Annotated in this window: 20 protein-coding genes and 1 tRNA gene; 9 read left to right on the forward strand and 12 right to left on the reverse strand. The window is 72.5% G+C overall.

Translation table 11 applies throughout. From position 1 onward, the window contains the following. Window positions 1-39 precede the first annotated feature (39 nt). The 3 genes from LN251_RS42480 (at window position 40) to LN251_RS42490 (ending at window position 4,910) form a co-directional block, all read left to right on the forward strand. Entirely contained in the window at window positions 40-777 is a 738-nt protein-coding gene (locus tag LN251_RS42480; RefSeq protein WP_458249466.1) for a TetR/AcrR family transcriptional regulator, read from the forward strand. 627 nt (window positions 778-1,404) lie between these two features. Continuing rightward, window positions 1,405-2,526 (forward strand): PP2C family protein-serine/threonine phosphatase, encoded by a 1,122-nt coding sequence (locus LN251_RS42485; protein WP_458249467.1) that lies wholly within the window; start codon window positions 1,405-1,407, stop codon window positions 2,524-2,526. 197 nt (window positions 2,527-2,723) lie between these two features. Further along, the gene (locus LN251_RS42490) at window positions 2,724-4,910 is read left to right on the forward strand and encodes an MMPL family transporter (RefSeq protein WP_458249468.1); all 2,187 of its coding nucleotides are present in this window, start codon (window positions 2,724-2,726) and stop codon (window positions 4,908-4,910) included. Between the two features lie 155 nt (window positions 4,911-5,065). Here the strand turns inward: LN251_RS42490 and LN251_RS42495 are convergent. After that, window positions 5,066-5,139: transfer RNA gene (locus LN251_RS42495), tRNA-Pro, on the reverse strand. Between the two features lie 100 nt (window positions 5,140-5,239). Between LN251_RS42495 and LN251_RS42500 the strand changes: the two genes are divergently transcribed. Then, the gene (locus tag LN251_RS42500) at window positions 5,240-5,755 is read left to right on the forward strand and encodes a DUF309 domain-containing protein (protein ID WP_458249469.1); all 516 of its coding nucleotides are present in this window, start codon (window positions 5,240-5,242) and stop codon (window positions 5,753-5,755) included. An 89-nt stretch (window positions 5,756-5,844) separates the two neighbouring features. Next, entirely contained in the window at window positions 5,845-6,621 is a 777-nt protein-coding gene (gene cobF / locus LN251_RS42505; protein WP_458249470.1) for a precorrin-6A synthase (deacetylating), read from the forward strand. Window positions 6,622-6,657: 36 nt separating this feature from the next. Here cobF and LN251_RS42510 read toward each other — a convergent pair whose 3' ends face one another. The 6 genes from LN251_RS42510 to LN251_RS42535 all read right to left on the reverse strand — a co-directional run bounded on the left by LN251_RS42510 (window position 6,658) and on the right by LN251_RS42535 (window position 10,136). Next, window positions 6,658-7,407 (reverse strand): cobalt-precorrin-6A reductase, encoded by a 750-nt coding sequence (locus tag LN251_RS42510; protein WP_458249471.1) that lies wholly within the window; start codon window positions 7,405-7,407, stop codon window positions 6,658-6,660. A 139-nt stretch (window positions 7,408-7,546) separates the two neighbouring features. Then, window positions 7,547-8,302 carry a hypothetical protein gene (locus LN251_RS42515; protein WP_458249472.1) on the reverse strand — a complete coding sequence of 252 codons (756 nt, stop codon included), beginning with the start codon at window positions 8,300-8,302 and terminating at the stop codon, window positions 7,547-7,549. Window positions 8,303-8,666: 364 nt separating this feature from the next. Continuing rightward, window positions 8,667-8,789: a type B 50S ribosomal protein L36 gene (ykgO, locus tag LN251_RS42520; RefSeq protein WP_058921773.1), complete on the reverse strand. Its 123-nt coding sequence runs from the start codon at window positions 8,787-8,789 to the stop codon at window positions 8,667-8,669. Then, complete coding sequence (locus LN251_RS42525; RefSeq protein ID WP_458249473.1) at window positions 8,786-9,046, reverse strand: type B 50S ribosomal protein L31; 261 nt, start codon at window positions 9,044-9,046, stop codon at window positions 8,786-8,788. Before LN251_RS42525 ends, ykgO begins: the two co-directional genes overlap by 4 nt. Before the next feature lie 44 nt (window positions 9,047-9,090). Beyond that, on the reverse strand, window positions 9,091-9,255 hold the full coding sequence (rpmG, locus tag LN251_RS42530) for a 50S ribosomal protein L33 (RefSeq protein ID WP_058921775.1): 165 nt from the start codon (window positions 9,253-9,255) through the stop codon (window positions 9,091-9,093). Window positions 9,256-9,362: 107 nt separating this feature from the next. Further along, window positions 9,363-10,136: a sulfite exporter TauE/SafE family protein gene (locus LN251_RS42535; RefSeq protein ID WP_458249474.1), complete on the reverse strand. Its 774-nt coding sequence runs from the start codon at window positions 10,134-10,136 to the stop codon at window positions 9,363-9,365. 126 nt (window positions 10,137-10,262) lie between these two features. Here LN251_RS42535 and LN251_RS42540 point away from each other — a divergent pair, with 126 nt between their 5' ends. From LN251_RS42540 to LN251_RS42555, 4 genes are all read left to right on the forward strand, one after another. Then, window positions 10,263-11,081 carry an alpha/beta fold hydrolase gene (locus LN251_RS42540; protein ID WP_458249475.1) on the forward strand — a complete coding sequence of 273 codons (819 nt, stop codon included), beginning with the start codon at window positions 10,263-10,265 and terminating at the stop codon, window positions 11,079-11,081. Between the two features lie 134 nt (window positions 11,082-11,215). Continuing rightward, on the forward strand, window positions 11,216-11,698 hold the full coding sequence (locus LN251_RS42545) for a Dps family protein (RefSeq protein ID WP_458249476.1): 483 nt from the start codon (window positions 11,216-11,218) through the stop codon (window positions 11,696-11,698). A 63-nt stretch (window positions 11,699-11,761) separates the two neighbouring features. Continuing rightward, window positions 11,762-12,094, forward strand: coding sequence for a DUF3140 domain-containing protein (locus LN251_RS42550; RefSeq protein ID WP_058921779.1), 333 nt, complete (start codon window positions 11,762-11,764; stop codon window positions 12,092-12,094). Between the two features lie 10 nt (window positions 12,095-12,104). Then, complete coding sequence (locus tag LN251_RS42555; protein WP_458249477.1) at window positions 12,105-12,752, forward strand: endonuclease; 648 nt, start codon at window positions 12,105-12,107, stop codon at window positions 12,750-12,752. Between the two features lie 24 nt (window positions 12,753-12,776). Here the strand turns inward: LN251_RS42555 and LN251_RS42560 are convergent, their stop codons facing one another. From LN251_RS42560 to LN251_RS42580, 5 genes are all read right to left on the reverse strand, one after another. Next, a complete protein-coding gene (locus LN251_RS42560) occupies window positions 12,777-13,466 on the reverse strand; it encodes an SDR family NAD(P)-dependent oxidoreductase (RefSeq protein ID WP_458249478.1) in 690 nt (229 codons plus the stop codon). After that, window positions 13,463-14,338 (reverse strand): cupin domain-containing protein, encoded by an 876-nt coding sequence (locus LN251_RS42565; RefSeq protein ID WP_458249479.1) that lies wholly within the window; start codon window positions 14,336-14,338, stop codon window positions 13,463-13,465. Before LN251_RS42565 ends, LN251_RS42560 begins: the two co-directional genes overlap by 4 nt. After that, window positions 14,335-15,687, reverse strand: a complete 1,353-nt coding sequence (locus LN251_RS42570) for an amidohydrolase family protein (protein WP_458249480.1) — start codon at window positions 15,685-15,687, stop codon at window positions 14,335-14,337. The genes LN251_RS42565 and LN251_RS42570 overlap by 4 nt, the downstream gene beginning before the upstream one ends. 22 nt (window positions 15,688-15,709) lie before the next feature. Then, the gene (locus LN251_RS42575; RefSeq protein ID WP_458249481.1) at window positions 15,710-16,690 is read right to left on the reverse strand and encodes an alpha-ketoacid dehydrogenase subunit beta; all 981 of its coding nucleotides are present in this window, start codon (window positions 16,688-16,690) and stop codon (window positions 15,710-15,712) included. Next, on the reverse strand, window positions 16,678-17,504 hold an 827-nt coding region (locus tag LN251_RS42580; protein WP_458249482.1), incomplete at its 5' end, for a thiamine pyrophosphate-dependent dehydrogenase E1 component subunit alpha. The genes LN251_RS42580 and LN251_RS42575, both read right to left, overlap by 13 nt.

The raw sequence follows: 17,504 nt of genomic DNA on the forward strand, positions 1-17,504 counted from the left end.
GCCGCGAGGTGTTGGCCGGGCGGTGAGGAGAACAGGACGATGGTCAGATCCACCGGGTCCGATCCGGCCAGGCGGGCCAGCGACCGCGGCCGGTACGGCCGGCTGAGCCGGGAACGCGTGCTGGCCAGCGCGCTGGAACTGGTGGACCGGGAGGGCCTGTCGGCACTGAGCATGCGGCGGCTGGGCGCCGAGCTCGGCGTGGAGGCGATGGCCCTGTACCGGTACGCGGCCGGCAAGGACGCCCTGCTGGACGGGCTGGTGGAGGCTCTGTACCTGGAGCTGGCGGAACGACTGGACGCCGGTCGTGACGCGGACGCCGATGCCGCCCCATGGCGCTCCGAACTCCACCGCGTCGTCCGCGTCACGTACGAGGTGTGCATGGCGCATCCCCACGTGGTCCCGTTGCTCACCACGCGCATGCTGGCGGTGCCACTGGCCCGCCGCCCGCTTGCCGTACTGAAGGACCACGAGCGGGTACTCGACCTGCTGCGGCGGGCGGGCCTCGACGACGCCGGTACGGCCGGCCTCTTCCGGGCCTTCACCGCCTGGCTGCTCGGGTACGTGTCCGTCGAGCTGCGGCCGATGGTCGACAACCCCGACGAGGAGGACCCGGCGTTCCGCCTCGGCCTGCACCGCATGCCGCCCCAGGACCTGCCGGGACTGCGGCGGACCGCCCCGGCGCTCACCGAACGGGGCGGAGCCGAAGGACTGGCCGTCGGGCTGGACGCCCTGCTCGACCGGTTCACGCGGGACGCAGGGGAGCAGGCCTCCCCATGACAGACCGGACGGCCCGCACCGAGAGCTGCGGGCCGCCGACGGAGACGGGCCGGACGACGCGGGCCGGACGGTCACGGCGACCGCCTACCGGTCGGACGCGGTGGCGAGGCCGAACCGCGCGCGCCGGGTGCCTGCCGCGCCGGAGAGGCCGCCCCCCATCACCCACGACCTGCTATCGGTGAAGAGCACTCCCCGGTTTCCCGGAGTGACGGTCAGCGGCCGGCCGCCCGTGATCATCCCCGGCGAAGGCCGGCTCACCGCCGGGGCCCGCCGCGATGGGCCCGGAGTCGGCGGAGGTGCCCGCCCCGCGTCCGACCGCTGTCCGGTCGAGAGCCCGGACGCCGCCACTGCGGAGTACCGGGGGACCGCGCACGGCAGTCGCGGTGGGCGTTTCGCACGGGGTGCAGCGCGATGTCCCCGCCGCCGGCGTGCGTGGTACGCACCCGGCTCCCGGTGGAGCACGCCCTGCCCTGCACGAAAGCCGGCGTGGCCGCCCGGGCGGCCACGCCGGCAGGGCTCGGAGCGGCAGGGGCCGCACGGTCCGGCCTGACGGCTTCCGCCCAGCGGGTGAATTCCGCCCGACCTGACCTAACGTACGAAGAGATCGCCATTCGCCCGGGAGCCCCCATGACCGGTAGCCGTCGCAAGAGATCCGCCGAGGCCGTCGATGCCATCGAGCCGCCCGGCACCGTCGACGTGGTCGCCGGTGTGGTGGCGGTGACGGTGCTGGTGGAGGTGCTCAGCAACCTGTCCGGGTCCGAGGTGTGGCTGCTCGGGCTGCTGGTGTTCCTTCCGGGCACGGCCTCGGCGCTGTGCACCGTGGTGCAGACGGCGTTCGTCGCCGGCTGGACCGCCCTGGTGGTCACCGCCACGGTGGTGCTGCGGGCCCCCCTCGACGGTCACTGGCTCGACCGTGTGCTGCTCGTCCTGTTCACCCTCGCCCTGGGCGGGTTCTCGGTCTACGCCTGCCACCGCCGCGTCGGACGCGAGCGCGAGATGCTGCGGCTGCGCTCCACCGCCGCCGCCATGCAGCGGCACATCCTGCACCCCCTGCCCCTGGTCACCGACGACGTCCTGGTCAACGGCGTCTACGAACCCGTGCAGGAGGACCGCCTCGTGGGCGGGGACATCTACGACGTCGTCGCCTCACCCTTCGGCACCCGGGTGCTGATCGGCGATGTGCAGGGCAAGGGCCTGGCCGCCGTCGGCGCCGCCTTCGCCGTCATCGGCGCCTTCCGCGAGGCCGCCCATCGCGAACCGACCCTCACCGCGCTCGTGGACGCCCTGGACGCCGCCGTCGTACGCCACAACTCCTACGCCGAGCAGACCGGCGAGGACGAGCGGTTCGTCACCGCCCTGATCCTCGGCATCGACGCGCACGACGAGGCGCAGGCGGTCAACTGCGGGCACGTGCCGCCCCTGCTGATGCACGACGGCCTCGTCACCTCACCGGCGCTCGACACGGGCGTCCCCCTCGGCCTGGCCGAACTCTCCGCGGAGCCGGCCGTGGTGGACTGGTTCGACTTCCGGGCGGGTTCCACCCTGTTGCTGACCACCGACGGGCTGACGGAGACACGGACCGACGACGGCACCTTCTACCCGCTCGACGAACGGCTGCCCAAGCACCTCGGCCTCTCCCCCACCGAACTGCCCCGCGCCCTGCACGAGGACGCCCTCGCCTTCGCCGGCGACGAGCGCAGGCAGGACGACATCGCCATCCTCACCGTCCGGCGCGCGAGCCACCTCTGAGGGGCGGCCCTCGATGTCCGCTCGAATCGGGGAGGGCGCCTGACGCTCTTGGTCATGAGCATCACTAGGCTTGGCACCTGAGACAACCATTCGGCCGTCCCGACGGGAGGAGTGCCCCGAGGGCCGGCCGAGGTCGCCGATGCCAGGGTCCGCTCCCCGGGCTGCGGTGATCTTCCTGACCAGGAGGACCCTCCCGCATGTTCCGACGTATTGGCAACGTCGTCGTCCGACATCCCGTCTGGACGATCGTGGCATGGCTGATCGCCGCGGTGGCGATCGTCGCCACCGCTCCGGGCCTGCCGTCCAGCAGTGACGAGAGCAGCTTTCTGCCCAAGAGTTACGAATCCATCAAGGCCGCGGACCTCCAGGCGAAGGCGTTCCCCAGCGCCTTCACCCCGTCCGCGATCGCGTTGTACCAGCGCACCGACGGCGGCAAGCTGACCGCCGCCGACCAGCAGGACGTCGTCCGGATCACCAGGGAACTGGGCGACAAGCACATCGACCAGGTGCAGAAGGTCGTCCCCGGCCGGCCGTCCCAGGACGGCCGGTACACCATGACCCTGGTCCAGATGGACAGCAAGAACGCCGGCCAGCCCAAACAGGCCGACGCGGCCAAGGTGCTGCGCGACGACGTCAAGCAACTGGTCAAGGGAACCGACCTGGAGGTCAGGCTGGGCGGCTCCGCCGCGCAGGCGCTCGACCAGCAGGACTCGTCCAAGCGCGGCGAGGCACTGATCGGCATCGGCACCTTCGTGATCATCCTGGTGACGCTGCTGATCATCTTCCGGGCGCCGATCCTGGCCGTGCTGCCGCTGTTCCTGATCGGCCTGGTGTCCGCCATCGCCAACGGGCTGATCGCCTACGCCACCAAGCTGTTCGACCTCCAGGCCAACAGCTCCATCTCGTCGATCCTGATCGTCGTGCTGTTCGGCGTGGGCACGGACTACTTCCTGTTCCTGATGTTCCGCTATCGCGAACGGCTGCGGGCCGGCGACGAACCGAAGCAGGCCATGATCAACGCGGTCGCGCGGGTCGGTGAGGCGATCGCCTCGGCCGCCGGCGCGGTCATCATCGCCTTCTTCGCGCTGGTGCTGTCGACGCTGGGCTTCCTCAAGCAGATGGGCCCGGCGCTCGCCATCGCGGTCACCGTCACCCTGATCGCCGCCCTGACCCTGATCCCGGCGGTGGTCTCGCTGATCGGGCCCAAGGTGTTCTGGCCGTCGAAGTCCTGGCAGCGCGAACCGGAGAACGCCCGGTTCGCCGCGCTGGGGCGCGGGGTGGAGCGCCGCCCGGCACTGGTCGCCGCGGTCTCCGGTCTCGTCCTGGTCGCACTGTCGCTCGGCACGCTCGGCTTCAACGCGACCTTCGACCTGGCCGCGGGCTCCATGCCCAAGACCAAGGAGTCCATGGTCGTCCAGGACGAGATGCAGAAGGCGTACTCGGCGGGCGCGGCCGCCCCGACCGACGTCTATCTCTCCAGCACCGACGGCAAGCCGCTGGACAAGGGCACCTTCGCCGCGTACGCCCAGAAGCTCGGTGCCGTGGACGGCGTCGCGAACGCCCGGATGACGCAGCTGAACAAGGCAGGCACCACCGCGGACTTCACCGTCACGCTCAAGTACGAGGCCTCCACGGACAAGGCGCTGAGCGCCGTGGGCAAGGTGCGCGACGTCGCGCACGCCGACGCACCGGAGGGCACGCGGGCCCTGGTCGGCGGTATGTCCTCGATCTACAAGGACATCGACACGGCGGTGAGTCACGACTACCGGACGGTCTTCCCCGTCGCCGCCCTGCTGATCATGGTGATCCTGGGGCTGCTGCTGCGCAGCGTGGTCGCCCCCTGGTACCTGATCGCCTCCGTCGGCCTCGGCTTCGGTGCCACGCTCGGTGCCACCGTGTGGATCTTCCAGGAGGCGCAGGGCAAGTCGGGGCTGATGTTCATGCTCCCGGTGATCATGTACCTCTTCGTGGTCGCCATCGGCACGGACTACAACATCCTGATGATCGCCCGGTTGCGGGAGGAGGCCCGCGAGGGCCGCGAACCGCGCGAGGCGGCCGGCATGGCGCTCCGGCACGCCGGTCCCACCGTGGCCGCGGCCGGCTTCATCCTGGCGGCCACCTTCGCCACGATGATGCTGGCGGGCAACGCGCTGCTCACCGAGATGGGCTTCGCGGTCTCCTTCGGCATCGCCGTCGCCGCCTTCGTGATGGCGATGTTCTTCACGCCGAGCCTCACCGCCCTCATCGGGCACGCGGCGTGGTGGCCCGGTCATGCGGACCGCGCGCGTCCGGCGGCGGCCGGCGTCGGGCACCCCGACGCGGCGCAGGTCTCCGGTGACAGCCGGGACGCGGTCGGCCAGGACTCGGCGGGGCGGCGCGGCTAGCCTGCCGCACACCGGCTGACAGGGCCTCAGGGGCCGGGCACCACCCGCGCGGTGGTGCCCGGCCGAGCCCGCCACCGGCGCCCGGTCCACGCACACGACGAAGCCCCCGAACCCATGGGTTCGGGGGCTTTCGATGTCCTGAGACATCGTGACCGTCGGGACGACAGGATTTGAACCTGCGACCCCTTGACCCCCAGTCAAGTGCGCTACCAAGCTGCGCCACGTCCCGGTGCGCTTCCCGCGGTGAACCGCGTGATCGCGCGAACAGCACTTTACCCCACGCGGGGGGCGGCGCCGAAAGGGGGCACCGGGCGCGCGACAATCGGCGTATGGGCAGCACATCCTCAGGACGGCCGGTGGACGCGCGGGACCGCGACGGCGAGGGGCGGGCGCGCAACGCCCGGCCGCGGGACGGCCTGGGGCGGCCGCTGCCGTACGGCGCGGCCGGTGTGGACCGGCAGCCCGAGGGGGTCGTACGTACTCCGGAGGAGACCGTCGCCGAGGCGCAGGCGCTGCTGGCCGCGGGCAAGCCCTTCCACGCGCACGAGGTGTTCGAGGACGCCTGGAAGTCGGGCCCCGCCGAGGAACGGGAACTGTGGCGCGGCCTCGCCCAGCTCGCCGTCGGCCTCACCCATGCGGCCCGCGGGAACGCCACGGGCGGTGCCCGGCTGCTGCGGCGGGGCGCGGCCGCCGTGTCGGCCTGGGAGGCGGACACGGAGCGCCGCCGGCCGTACGGGATGGATCTGGCGGGGCTGGCCGCCTGGGCGCGGGAGCTGGCGGAGGCCGTGGAGCGGGGCGGGGAGAGCGTCGACGCGGCGCGGCGGGCGCCACGGCTGCGGGGCTAGGAGGAGGCTCACCTGCGCACCGAGAGCGGTCCCTTCCCCTGTCCGGACGCGGTGTCGGGGCTGTCGGTGGCGTGCGGCAGACTCGGGGGGTGCGAAAGATTCATGTGATCGGTATCGGCGCGGGCGACCCCGACCAGCTCACCCTTCAGGCGGTCAAGGCGCTGCGGAGCACGGACGTGTTCTTCGTCCTGGACAAGGGCGAGGTGAAGAGCGACCTCACGCAGCTCCGCCGGGACATGCTCGACACGCACATGCCCGAGGGGGCGCCGTACCGGATCGTCGAGGCCCGCGATCCGGAGCGGGACCGGCGGGCGGGCGGCGCGGCCTACTCCCCCGCCGTCGGGGACTGGCGCAGCGCCCGGGCCGGCATCTACGAGCGGCTGATCGCCGACGAAGTGGGCGAGGAGCAGAGCGGGGCGTTCCTGGTCTGGGGCGACCCGGCGCTCTACGACAGCACGATCGCCGTCCTGGAAGAGGTCCTGGAGCGGGGCGCGGTGGCCTTCGAGTACGACGTCGTGCCGGGCGTCAGCAGTGTCTCGGCGCTCGTCGCCCGGCACCGCACGGGCCTGAACCGGGTCGCCCGCCCGGTCCAGATCACCACCGGGCGGCGGCTCGCCGAGGGCTTCCCGGAGGGCGTGGACGACGTGGTGGTGATGCTCGACGCCCACCAGGCCTTCCGGCAGTACGCGGACCAGGACATCGACATCTACTGGGGCGCGTACATCGGCACCCCGGACGAGATCCTCGTCTCCGGTCCGATCGCCGAGGCCGCTCCGCGCATCGAGCGGCTGCGGGCGGAGGCGCGCGAGCGCAAGGGCTGGATCATGGACACGTATCTGCTGCGGCGCCACCCCGAGGAGAGGTAGTCGTCCAGGCTCCTTCGCCGAAGGCGGGCGCCTGCGTCACCGTGTCGTGTCGAGCCCCAGCCAGTCCAGTGCCCCCGTGACGTCCGCCACCACGCTCACCCCGTCGGGCAGCGGCGGGCGGGCCACCATCACCACGGGCAGGCGGAGCCGGCGGGCCGCCGCCAGCTTGGCGGCCGTCGCCTGCGACCCGCTGTCCTTGGTCACGAGGACGTCGATCAGGTGGGCGCGCAGCAGCGTCAGCTCATCGGTCACGGTGAACGGGCCGCGGGCCAGCAGCACTTCGGTGTGCGGGGGCACGGGGGGTTCGGGGGGATCGACCGAGCGCACCACGAAGTGACGGTCCGCCAGGTGGGCGAAGTGGGACAGTCCCATACGTCCGGTGGTGAGGAAGACCCGGGGTCCGAAGCGCGGCAGCAGCTCCGCCGCCGCGCTCAGGGAGCTGACCGTGTGCCAGCGGTCCTCGGGGCCGGGCCGCCAGCCGGGGCGGCGCAGGACGACGGCCCGGACCCCCGTCGCCGCGGCCGCGCGTGCCGCGTTGGCCGTGATGGCACCGGCGAAGGGGTGGGTGGCGTCGACCAGCGCGTCCACGCGCTGCTCGCGCAGCCAGTCCGCCAGCCCCTCGGCACCGCCGAATCCTCCGACGCGTACGTCCCCCGCCAGCGCCCCCGGCCGCGACACCCGACCGGCGAGGGAGGTGGTGACGCGCAGACCGGGGCGGGCCACGAGAGCGGCGGCGAGTTCACGGGCCTCGGCGGTGCCACCGAGGATCAGGACGTGCGGGGACATGGACCGAGCGTACGAGGCCCGCCGCCGGGCCCGGCGACCGGCGTCCCGACGGCCTCGCGGTGGAGCCGGGAGCGCGTGACCAGCGGCACCCCGGTCGCCCCTCCCCCGCCGGACCGGTCGTCGACACCGCCGGCCGCCGTCAGGCCGGTGCCGCCGCTGTCCCGGCGAGGTCCCGGTGGCCGTAGCGGCGGCACCAGCTGAGGATGTACAGCTCGTGGCGACCGCACCAGCGGAAGACCGCCTGGCAGTTCAGCGGCAGTTGCGGCGGGTGCTCGCCGCGGCCGGTGATGAGCGGGCCGAGGTAGTTCACGAGTTTGTTCGCCGTGTTCAGCGGGACCCGGGCGGCTTCGCTGAGGGTGCGGTAGTCGGTGGCACGGCCGGCGGCGATGGCGCCGGCCAGACGGGCGCTCGTGGCACCGCGCCGCCCGGCGCTGAAGTGGCTGTGCACACTCGGCCGCGCCCCGTCGACGCCGGTGGGGAAGCGCGCGGGCGGCAGGCAGCGGCCCGCGGCGGCCGTACGGACGGCCTCGATGAGGTCGCCGGGCCCGCAGGACTTGTGCACCACGCCGAGCACGTCGGGGCGGTCGACCGCCTCCTCCAGCAGGTCGCGTTCCCCGCCGTGGCCCTGGACCGCGATCACCGCGGGCGCTCCGCGCTGGAGCTCCTGCAGCGTGTCCAGCACGTCGAGGCCGTCGAAAGCGCGCTCCAGGCGGAAGTCGTTCCACAGCAGGTCGGCCAGGACGACGTCGTAGCGCGGCCGTCCGTCGACGGCTCTGCGGACGGCGGCCGGGGAGTCGGCGAGCACCACCTGGGCCTGTCCCAGGCCCTCGCGCAGGACCGGCTCCACGATCCTGCCGAGGGCTGCCGCCACCAGGACGCGCAGTTGTTCGGTCACCGGCCCCCGCCTTCGCCTCGTCAGGAGGTACCGGCTAGATGTTGCCGCGTACGCCGCCGAAGTCGGGGGGTCTTGCCGCAACTCCGCCTCGAACGGTGGTTTTCGTGGCTGATTGCGTACCGGGGCACGACAAGACTGGGGCACATGCGAGCGGAGTCGGAGACCACCCGTCTTCGGCCGGGCACGGTGGGCTTCCACCGGAGCGGGGACGGCGCGCGACGGGTGGCCGGCGTCACGATCCCGTGCCCGGCCCCTCTCGTCGTTCCTTCCGGTGCGCGGTCGGGGGGGAGCCGGTGGAGCACCGTGAGGAACGACGCGCAGGGCGGCCCCGAGGCGGGGCCGCCCTGCGCGTGCTGTGCCTCCGTCAGCCCTGGCGGGCCTTGAAACGGGGGTCCTTCTTGTTGATCACGAAGACCGTGCCGCGCCTGCGGACGACCTGGGCGCCGGGCCTGGCCTTCAGCGAGCGCAGGGACTTGCGCACCTTCATCGTGCTGCCTTCCTCGTAGGGCCGTAGCGGCGCTCGAAGCGCTCCACTCGGCCCGCGGTGTCCAGGACCCGCTGGTTGCCGGTGTAGAAGGGGTGGCTGGCCGAGGAGATCTCGACGTCGATCAGCGGGTAGGTGTTGCCGTCCTGCCACGCGATCGTGCGCGGCGAGTCGGCGGTGGAGCGGGTCAGGAACGCGACGTCCGCGGCGCGGTCACGGAAGACGACGAGCCGGGAGTCGGGATGAATGCGGGGCTTCACGGGGTTTCCCTCCTTGGGAGCGGCCTGGGGCGGGCGGTCGTCGTTCAGCGGGTCTCGCGGAACTCGACGTGCCGTCCGGCGACCGGGTCGTACTTGCGCAGAACCATCCGGTCGGGCTGGCTCTGGCGGTTCTTGCGGGTCACGTAGGTGACGCCGGTTCCGGCCGTCGACCTCAGCGTGACGACGGGGCGCGCCTTGCTGCGTGCCATGGGGTCCTCCCTTCGCCCACGCCACGGATCTTTGATCCGAGCATGTCAATCACATGCGGTGTAACGCGGTACCCCCTCGTCGCATTCCCGGCTGCGGCGGAGCGATTTCAGCGCAGCAGGAGCTGCAGGCCGCCCACGATCGTGGCGGCGATGACCAACTGCTCGAAGAGCTTCTGGTTGATCCGGTGCACCGCCCATTTGCCCAACAGCGCACCGGGTACGACGAACACCGCGAGCGCGGCGTCGAGGAGCAGCGAACGTCCGTCGATCAGGCCGAGGCCCGCGCTGAAGGGCACCTTGGAGACGTTGACGATCAGGAAGAAGAACGCCGAGGTGCCGAGGAAACCCAGCTTGCGGAAGCCCGCGGACAGCAGATACAGCGACATCACCGGACCGCCCGCGTTGGCGACCATGGTGGTGAAACCGCCGAGGACACCGTAGGAACGGGCCTTCGCCCGCCCGGCGCGGCTGGTCACCGAGTCCGGCTCCTCCTCCGCCTCGGCGGTGCGCCGGCGCCAGATCGTCACGCCCGCCATCAGCAGCAGGATCGCGCCGATCGACGTCCGCACGATGCCGTCGTCGGCCCACATCAGGAACAGCGTGCCGACCACCACGCCCGCGGCGACCGCCGGGAACAGGCGCCACAGGGTGGGCCAGTGCGCGTGCCGGCGGTAGGTGACGACGGCGAGGACGTCGCCGGCGATCAGGACCGGCAGGAGGACGCCGGTGGAGGCGCGGGCGGGCAGGACCGCGGCGAAGATGGCCAGGCTGACCGTGTTGGCCCCGCTCACGGCGGTCTTGGAGAAGCCGACGAGGAGGGCCGCGAAGGCCAGGGCGGCGAACTCCCAGCCGGTGATGTGCCAGAGCGTCATCGTGTTCATGCGGGAACCGATGCTATGTGCAGACAACCGGTCCTTGTAAGCACCGTCTCGGTGGGTGACCCTCGGGGGGGCTGCCGCCCCCAGGCCCCCGCAGGGGAGGCGGTCGGCTGGAGAGCGGAGGAAGACATGGTCGACGTACGCGAGCACGTGGTGACGGGATGGCGAGGGGACGTCCGGGTCCGTGAGTGGCCCAGGGTGCGGCCCCGCTACGTCGCCCTCGTCGCGCACGGGTACGGGGAGCACATCGGGCGGTACGAGGAGCTGGCGGGGGTGCTGGTGGGGCACGGGGCGGCCGTGTTCGGGCCGGATCACCTGGGGCACGGCAGGTCGGCGGGCGAGCGGGTGCTGATCGAGGACTTCGAGGAGGTCGTCGGCGACCTGCACACCGTGGCGGAGCTGGCGCGAGGGGCGTACCCCGGTGTGCCGGTCGTGGTCGTCGGGCACTCCATGGGCGGGCTGATCGCGGCCCGTTACGCCCAGCGGCACGGCGGCGAACTCGCCGCGCTGGTGCTCTCGGGGCCCGTGATCGGCGCCTGGGAACTGCCCGGGCGGCTGCTCGCCCTCGACGAGATCCCGGACACGCCGATCAGTCCGGCCGCGCTGTCCCGGGATCCGGCGGTCGGGGCGGCGTACGCCGCGGATCCCCTGGTGTGGCACGGGCCGATGAAGCGGCCGACGGTCGAGGCGTTCGCCCGCATGCTGGAGACCGTGGCCGGCGCCGGCGACCTCGGCGGGCTGCCCCTGCTGTGGCTGCACGGCGACGACGACCGGCTCGTGCCGCTCGCCGGGAGCCGCGTCGGGGTCGAGGAACTGAGCGCGGGCCGTCACACCGAGCGGATCTACCGCGGCGCCCGGCACGAGGTCTTCCACGAGACCGACAGGGACGAGGTGTTCGCGGATCTGACGCGGTTCCTCGACGGGGTGCTCGGCGGCCTCGGAGGCTGATCCGGACGCGGTACGTGGTGTTTGCACGGGATATGGCCGGGCACCCGGTCGAGGAGCCGATGCGCGCTGCGACCTGCGAGGACGTACGCGGCACGGCTTCCTGACGACATCGACGACACGAGGAGGAGCACTCCATGGCCGTGGTGAAGAGCACGCTTTCCGAACCGGCGCGCAAGGTGACCGGGGAAGCACTCCAGGACACCCTCGTGGATCTTCTCGGGCTCTCCCTGATCGGGAAGCAGGCGCACTGGAACATCGTGGGCCCGCGTTTCCGCTCGATCCACCTGCAGCTCGACGAGGTCGTGACCAGCGCCCGTGACTTCGCCGACACCGTCGCGGAGCGCGCCGCCGCGCTCGGTGTGCCGCCGGACGGCCGGCCGACGACGATCGCGGCCGACTTCGGGCTGCCCGGCCCCGAGGCGGGCTGGGTGCGCGACACCGACGTCGTGCGGGTGATGGTGGAGGCGCTGGAGGCGGCGATCGGGCGGCTGCGCGAGCGCATCGCCGCGACCGACGAGCCGGACCCGGTCACCCAGGACCTGCTGATCGCGATCACCGCCGATCTGGAGAAGCAGCGGTGGATGTTCGAGGCCGAGAACTTCCCGCGCGAGGGCTGACCGGCCGCCGACGGACCGACCGGCCCGCGGCCGGGACACGTACGCACCGAAAGGGGCCACGCGATGACCGACGCCCTCGAATTCGACGCGCTGTGGGAGGACTTCCACCGCGTGGTGAACATGACCTCGCAGGAACTGGCGGCCTGGCTGCGGGTGAGCGACGCCGACGAGCAGACGGAGCCGCTGCCCGAACACGCGGGCACGCCGACCGGACAGCACGTCCTGGCGATCCTGCAGAAGCGGCGCACCGACCTCACCGACGACGACATCCAGGTCATGCACGAGGTCGTCGACACGGTGGAGGAACAGACCGACCTGGAGAACGAGCCCGCGGCCGAGGACACCCGTCGCCGGCATCTGCTGATGACGATCGGCCACGACCCGCTCAAGCCGTGAGGCGTGTGCCATGAGCGGGCAGCGGGACGTGGTGCGGGAACTCGTGCGGGCCCACGGGCGGACGTTCGCCGAGGAGGCGGGCATCACGCTCCGGGACACCCCGCAGCCGCTGTACCGGCTGCTGGTCCTGGCCCTGCTGCTGAGCGCCCGCATCCGCGGGTCCATCGCCGTCGACACCGCCCGGGAGCTGTACGACGCCGGGCTGCGCGATCCGCGCCGGGTGGCCGGGGCGGACTGGCAGCGGCGGGTCGACGCGCTGGGCCGCGGCGGCTACCGGCGCTACGACGAGCGCACCGCCACCCAACTCGGCGACGGAGCCGAGCTGTTGATCGATCGGTGGGGCGGGGACCTGCGCCGCATGCGGAAGGCGGCGGACGGCGACGTCGGTGAACTGCGCCGTCTGCTGCGGGAATTCCCGGGGCTGGGCCCGGCCGGGGCCGACATCTTCCTGCGCGAGGTGCAGCGCGTGTGGCCGGAGGTGGCCCCGTACCTGGACCGCAAGGCTCTCGACGGCGCCGCCCGCCTGGGTCTGCCGACGGACCCCGACCGCCTTGTGCGGCTCGCCGGTGACACCGAACCGGCGGCACTGGCGGCCGGGTTGGTGCGAGCCGCGCTCGACAAGAACGTCACCGAGGACAGCCTGCGCCGCGCTGCCTGACCGCGCCCCCGCCCTCCCGGCGCCTTAGCCCAGCAGCCAGCCTCCGTCCACGCTCAACTCCACCGCGTTCACCGACCTGTTGCGCAGCAGGAAGTCCACCGCGTCCACCACGTCGGCCATGGTGGCGAGGCGTCCGGTCGGGGTGCGGGCGCGCAGTCCGGCCAGCACCTCCTCCGGCTTGGCCCGCCAGTAGGGGCTGTCGCCGACGACACCGGGGTGGACGGCGTTGACCCGGACCGGCGCGAGCTCCACGGCGAGGGTGTTCACCAGGCCCCGTACACCGGCGTTGACCGTGGCCACCGTCGTGGCCCCCGGATAGGGCCGCTCCTTGGCCTGACCGCCGAAGATCACGATCGCGGAGTCGTCGGTCATGCGCGGGCGCAGGACGTGCACGACCTCGGTGTAACCGACCAGCTTGAGGGTGACCAGGCGCAGGGCGGCGGAGATGTCGTAGTCGGTGGCGCGGTTCTCGTCACGGGAGACGCCCGCGAGGACCAGGTGGTCGACCTGTCCGACGTCGGCCAGGGCCACCGCGATGTCCCGGGGGCGGGACAGGTCGAGGGCGAGGCCGCGGGCGCCCACCTCCTTGGCGACGGCGTCGGCGCGGTCGGGGTCGCGCCCGGTGAGGACGACCTCGTCGCCCCGCTCGGCCCGGACCCGGGCGAACTCGCGGCCGATGCCCGATGTGCCGCCGACGACCAGGACACTGCTCATGATCCCAGGGCCTTTCTCAGGTAGTCCCAGTCGCGGGTGAACCGGTAGGAGTGCCGTGTCGGCGGCTGCGGCGCCTGTGTCTCCAGCCAACGCAGCTCTCCCGTACCGGCGTTGGAGAACCCGTGCACACAGCCGGCGCCCGCCCAGGCGCAGTCGCCGGGTCCGAGGCGGTAGGTCTCGCCGTCGAACACCGCCTCGGCCTCCCCCTCCAGGAAGTAGTACGTCTCCTCGAAGGGGTGGTCGTGGGTGCCGGCGACGCCGTCGGGCGCGTACCGCACCATGAACATCGTCGAGGCGACGGCGCCCAGGTCGCCGTCGACCATCATCTTGACCGTGATGCCGCTGTAGACGAGCAGTGCGGTGCGCATGCTCGCCGAGACCGGGAGGAGGTCCTGGGACTGCCGGTCCGGGTTCATCTGGGCGGGCTCGAAGTGGCCGAAGGAGCGGGTGCGGGGGTCGCGGACGTCGATGCGGACGGGGTCGCGCGCGGGCAGTTCCGGCACCTCCTGGGTGTCGTGGCCGTAGCGCGCCCGCGGGACCGGCGCCAGCATGTCCGCCCAGCGTGCGGGTCTGTCCACGGTGCCGCGCCAGGCGTGCGGGACGCCGGTCGGCAGGAGGCCGTAGTCGCCCTCCACCAGCAGGAGGGCGCCCTCCGGAACGTCGAGGACGACGCTCCCGCCGAGGACGTGGAAGCTCTCCTCGTAGGAGTGCACGTGGGCGGGGACCCGGCCGTCGGGCCGCAGTTCGCAGACGCCGAAGCCGGTGTGCACACTGCCGTCGTCCTCGCCGACCAGGGTCCGTCTGCGGTAGCCGAGCCGGTCGTACGGCGACTCGGGCAGGTCGGCGGCCCGGCGCACCAAGTGCCGTGTCATGCCCTCGCCTTCGCCTCCTTCGCGGCCAGCAGCCGGTCCCGGGACTCCTCGACCAGGCGCCGGGCCCGGGACACGTCGGCCGTCAGCTTCCCGTCCCGCTTGCGGATCACCCCGTCGACGAGGACCGTCTCGACGTTGGAGACGTCGGCGCACAGCGTCACCGCGGCCGCCGCGTCGTGCACGGGGGTCATGTTCAGCGCGGTGGCGTCGAAGGCGACGACGTCGGCGCGCTTGCCGGGGGTCAGGGAACCGGTGCGGTGTTCCAGTCCCGCGACGTGCGCGCCGTTGAGCGTCGCCATCTCCAGCATCCGGCGAGCCGTCAGCATCGTCTCCGGCACGGGCATGTTGGCCTGCCAGCAGTCGGCGTTGACCCGGGCGCGCTCGGCGCCGAAGGCCGCGCGGATCTGGGTGAACATGTCGCCGGGCACGGTGGTGACGACGTCGATGCTCAAGGAGGGCCGCAGGCCGTGCTCGACCGCCTGCATCACGGGCGGCCAGCCGTGCCCCATCTGCGTCTCCACCTGCGGCGCGATGGACACCGTACCGCCGCTGTCGGCGACCATCCGCCACTCGTCCTCGTGGAGGTAGCAGCAGTGGATGTAGGTGGTGTCCGGGCCGAGCAGGCCCATGTCCTTCAGCTGCTTGACCATGCCGAAGCGGCCGGCGAGCCGGCCCATCGCCACGTGCACGGTGATCGGGATGCCCAGTTCGCGGGCGAGGGCCCATTCGGAGGTGACGACGTCGTTGACGCAGAAACCGGGGCCGCGGGTGGCCAGGCCCATGGTGAGCAGGCCGTCGTCGGAGGAGAAGTACGTCCCACGGACACGGCGTACGTCGTCGCCGGGAATGGCGATCTTGCTCTCGAACCAGTAGTCGGCGAGCGAGGTGTTGGCGCTGCCGTAGGCGTACTGGGCGCGGATGCCGGTCTCGGCGAGAGCCTGGATCGCCGCGTCCGGGTGTTCGGGCGTGTTGTTGATGTGGGACCAGTCGACCAGGGTGGTGATGCCCGCGTTCAGGCATTCCAGGGCGCCGGCGAGGTTGGCCGCGTAGACGTCCTCCGGCGTGTACAGCGGGGCGAAGGTGTCGAGGATGTCGACGAAGTAGTCGTCGAGGGTGGCGTCGGGGGCGACGCCGCGGATCGAGGCCTCCCAGGTGTGGCGGTGGGTGTCGACGAAGCCGGGCATCACGATGCGGCCGGTCATGTCGAGCACCTCGGCGTCGGCGCTGATCTCCGGCCGCACGGCCGTGATCGTCCCGTCCTCGATGAGGACGTCACCCCGCGGCAGGTCCCCGATGTCCGGGTCCATCGAGACGACGTGCCCGGCGCGAAGGAGTATCCGATCGGTCATCGCGCTTCCTCCCATGGGGTGTTCAGTACGCGGCGAGGCCGCGGACCGCCGCCACGACCTTCTCGGTGGTGGGGATGACCTGCTCCTCCAGCGCGTCGGCGAAGGGCAGCGGGACGCACTCCCCCGCGATCCGGCGCACGGGCGCGTCGAGCAGGTCGAATCCCTCGTCGGCGACGACCGAGACGACGGTGGCGCCCCAGCCGCCCTGGTACGGGTTCTCCTCCACGGTGACCAGGCGCGAGGTCTTCGCGAGTGAGGCGAGCACGGTCGCGGTGTCGAGCGGGATCAGGCTGCGCAGATCGACGACCTCGGCGTCGACGCCCTCCTCGGCGAGCCGGGCGGCCGCCTCCTGCGCCACCGGCACCATCGAGGCGAGGGCCACCAGGGTGACGTCGGCGCCCTCGCGGACGACGGCGGCCCGGCCCAGCTCGACGACGTGGTCCGCCGGCGGCGGGGCACCCTTGCTCGCCAGCAGCCCCTTGTGTTCGAAGAACACGACCGGGTCGTCGCTGCGGATCGCCGCCGCCATCATGCCGATCACGTCGGCGGGGGTGGCCGGCGCGGCGATCTTCAGCCCGGGCACGGTCAGGGCCCAGTTCTCGGTGGCCTGCGAGTGCTGGGCGCCGAAACCGAGCCCGCCGCCGTTGGCGGTGCGTACGACGAGGGGCACGGTGACCTGACCGCCCGTCATGTAACGCACCTTGGGTATCTCGTTGGCGAGGTAGTCCCAACAACAGGCCAAAAAGTCGGAGAACATGATCTCCGCGACCGGCCGCATGCCGGTCATGGCGGCCCCCATCGCCGCGCCCACGATGGCCTGTTCGGAGATCGGCGTGTCCCACACCCGCTCGGGCCCGAACTCCTTCAGCAGCCCCACGGTCGTCTTGAACACCCCGCCGGCCTCGCCGATGTCCTCCCCGAGGCACACCACGGCCGCATCGCGCCGCATCTCGCGCGCGATGCCCTCGGCGACCGCCTCGCGATAGGTGATCACGTCCGCCATGCCGCACCTCCGTCCGCCCACACGTCGGTGAGCGCCTCGCGCGGATCGGGCGGCGGCGCGTTCTTCGCCGCCTCCACCGCCTCCTGTACGGCGGCCCGGGCGCGGTCGTCGGCGGCGGTGACCGTCTCCTCCTCCACCCCGAGTTCGGCCAGCCGTCCCCGGGCGAGGTCCAACGGGTCGTGCTTGAGCCAGCGTTCGACCTCCTCGGCCGGGCGGTAGGCCGCCGGGTCGGCGCGGCTGTGCCCGAAGTGCCGGTAGGTCTCGGCCTCGATGATCGCGGGTCCGCCTCCCGCACGGGCCCGCTCGGCGAGGGCGGCCACCGTCTCGCGCACGGCGACGACGTCGTTGCCGTCGACGACCTCGCCGGGGACGCCGTAGGCGGGCGCCCGGTCGGCGGCCGGGCGGGCGACCGCCGTGACGTCGGCGATCGGCGTGTACTCCATGTACAGGTTGTTCTCGCAGACGAAGAGCACGGGCAGTTTCCATACGGCGGCCAGGTTCAGCGCCTCGTGGAAGGCGCCGATGTTGGTGGCGCCGTCGCCGAAGAAGGCCACCGCGAGCTGCCCGGTGCCGCGCAGCCGGGCCGACCAGGCGGCGCCGACCGCCATGGGCAGGTGGGCGCCGACGATGGCGTAGGAGCCGAGCATGTTCACGGACGCCTTGGTGAGGTGCATGGAGCCGCCCTTGGCCCGGCACAACCCGGTCGCCCGGCTCATGAGTTCGGCGAGGCACTCCTCGGGAGTGGCGCCGCGGGCCAGGGCGTGGTGGTGGCCGCGGTAGGTGGCGAAGACGTAGTCGTCGTCGCGCAGGGCGG

The sequence above is a fragment of the Streptomyces sp. MAI_2237 genome, assembly GCF_054189285.1.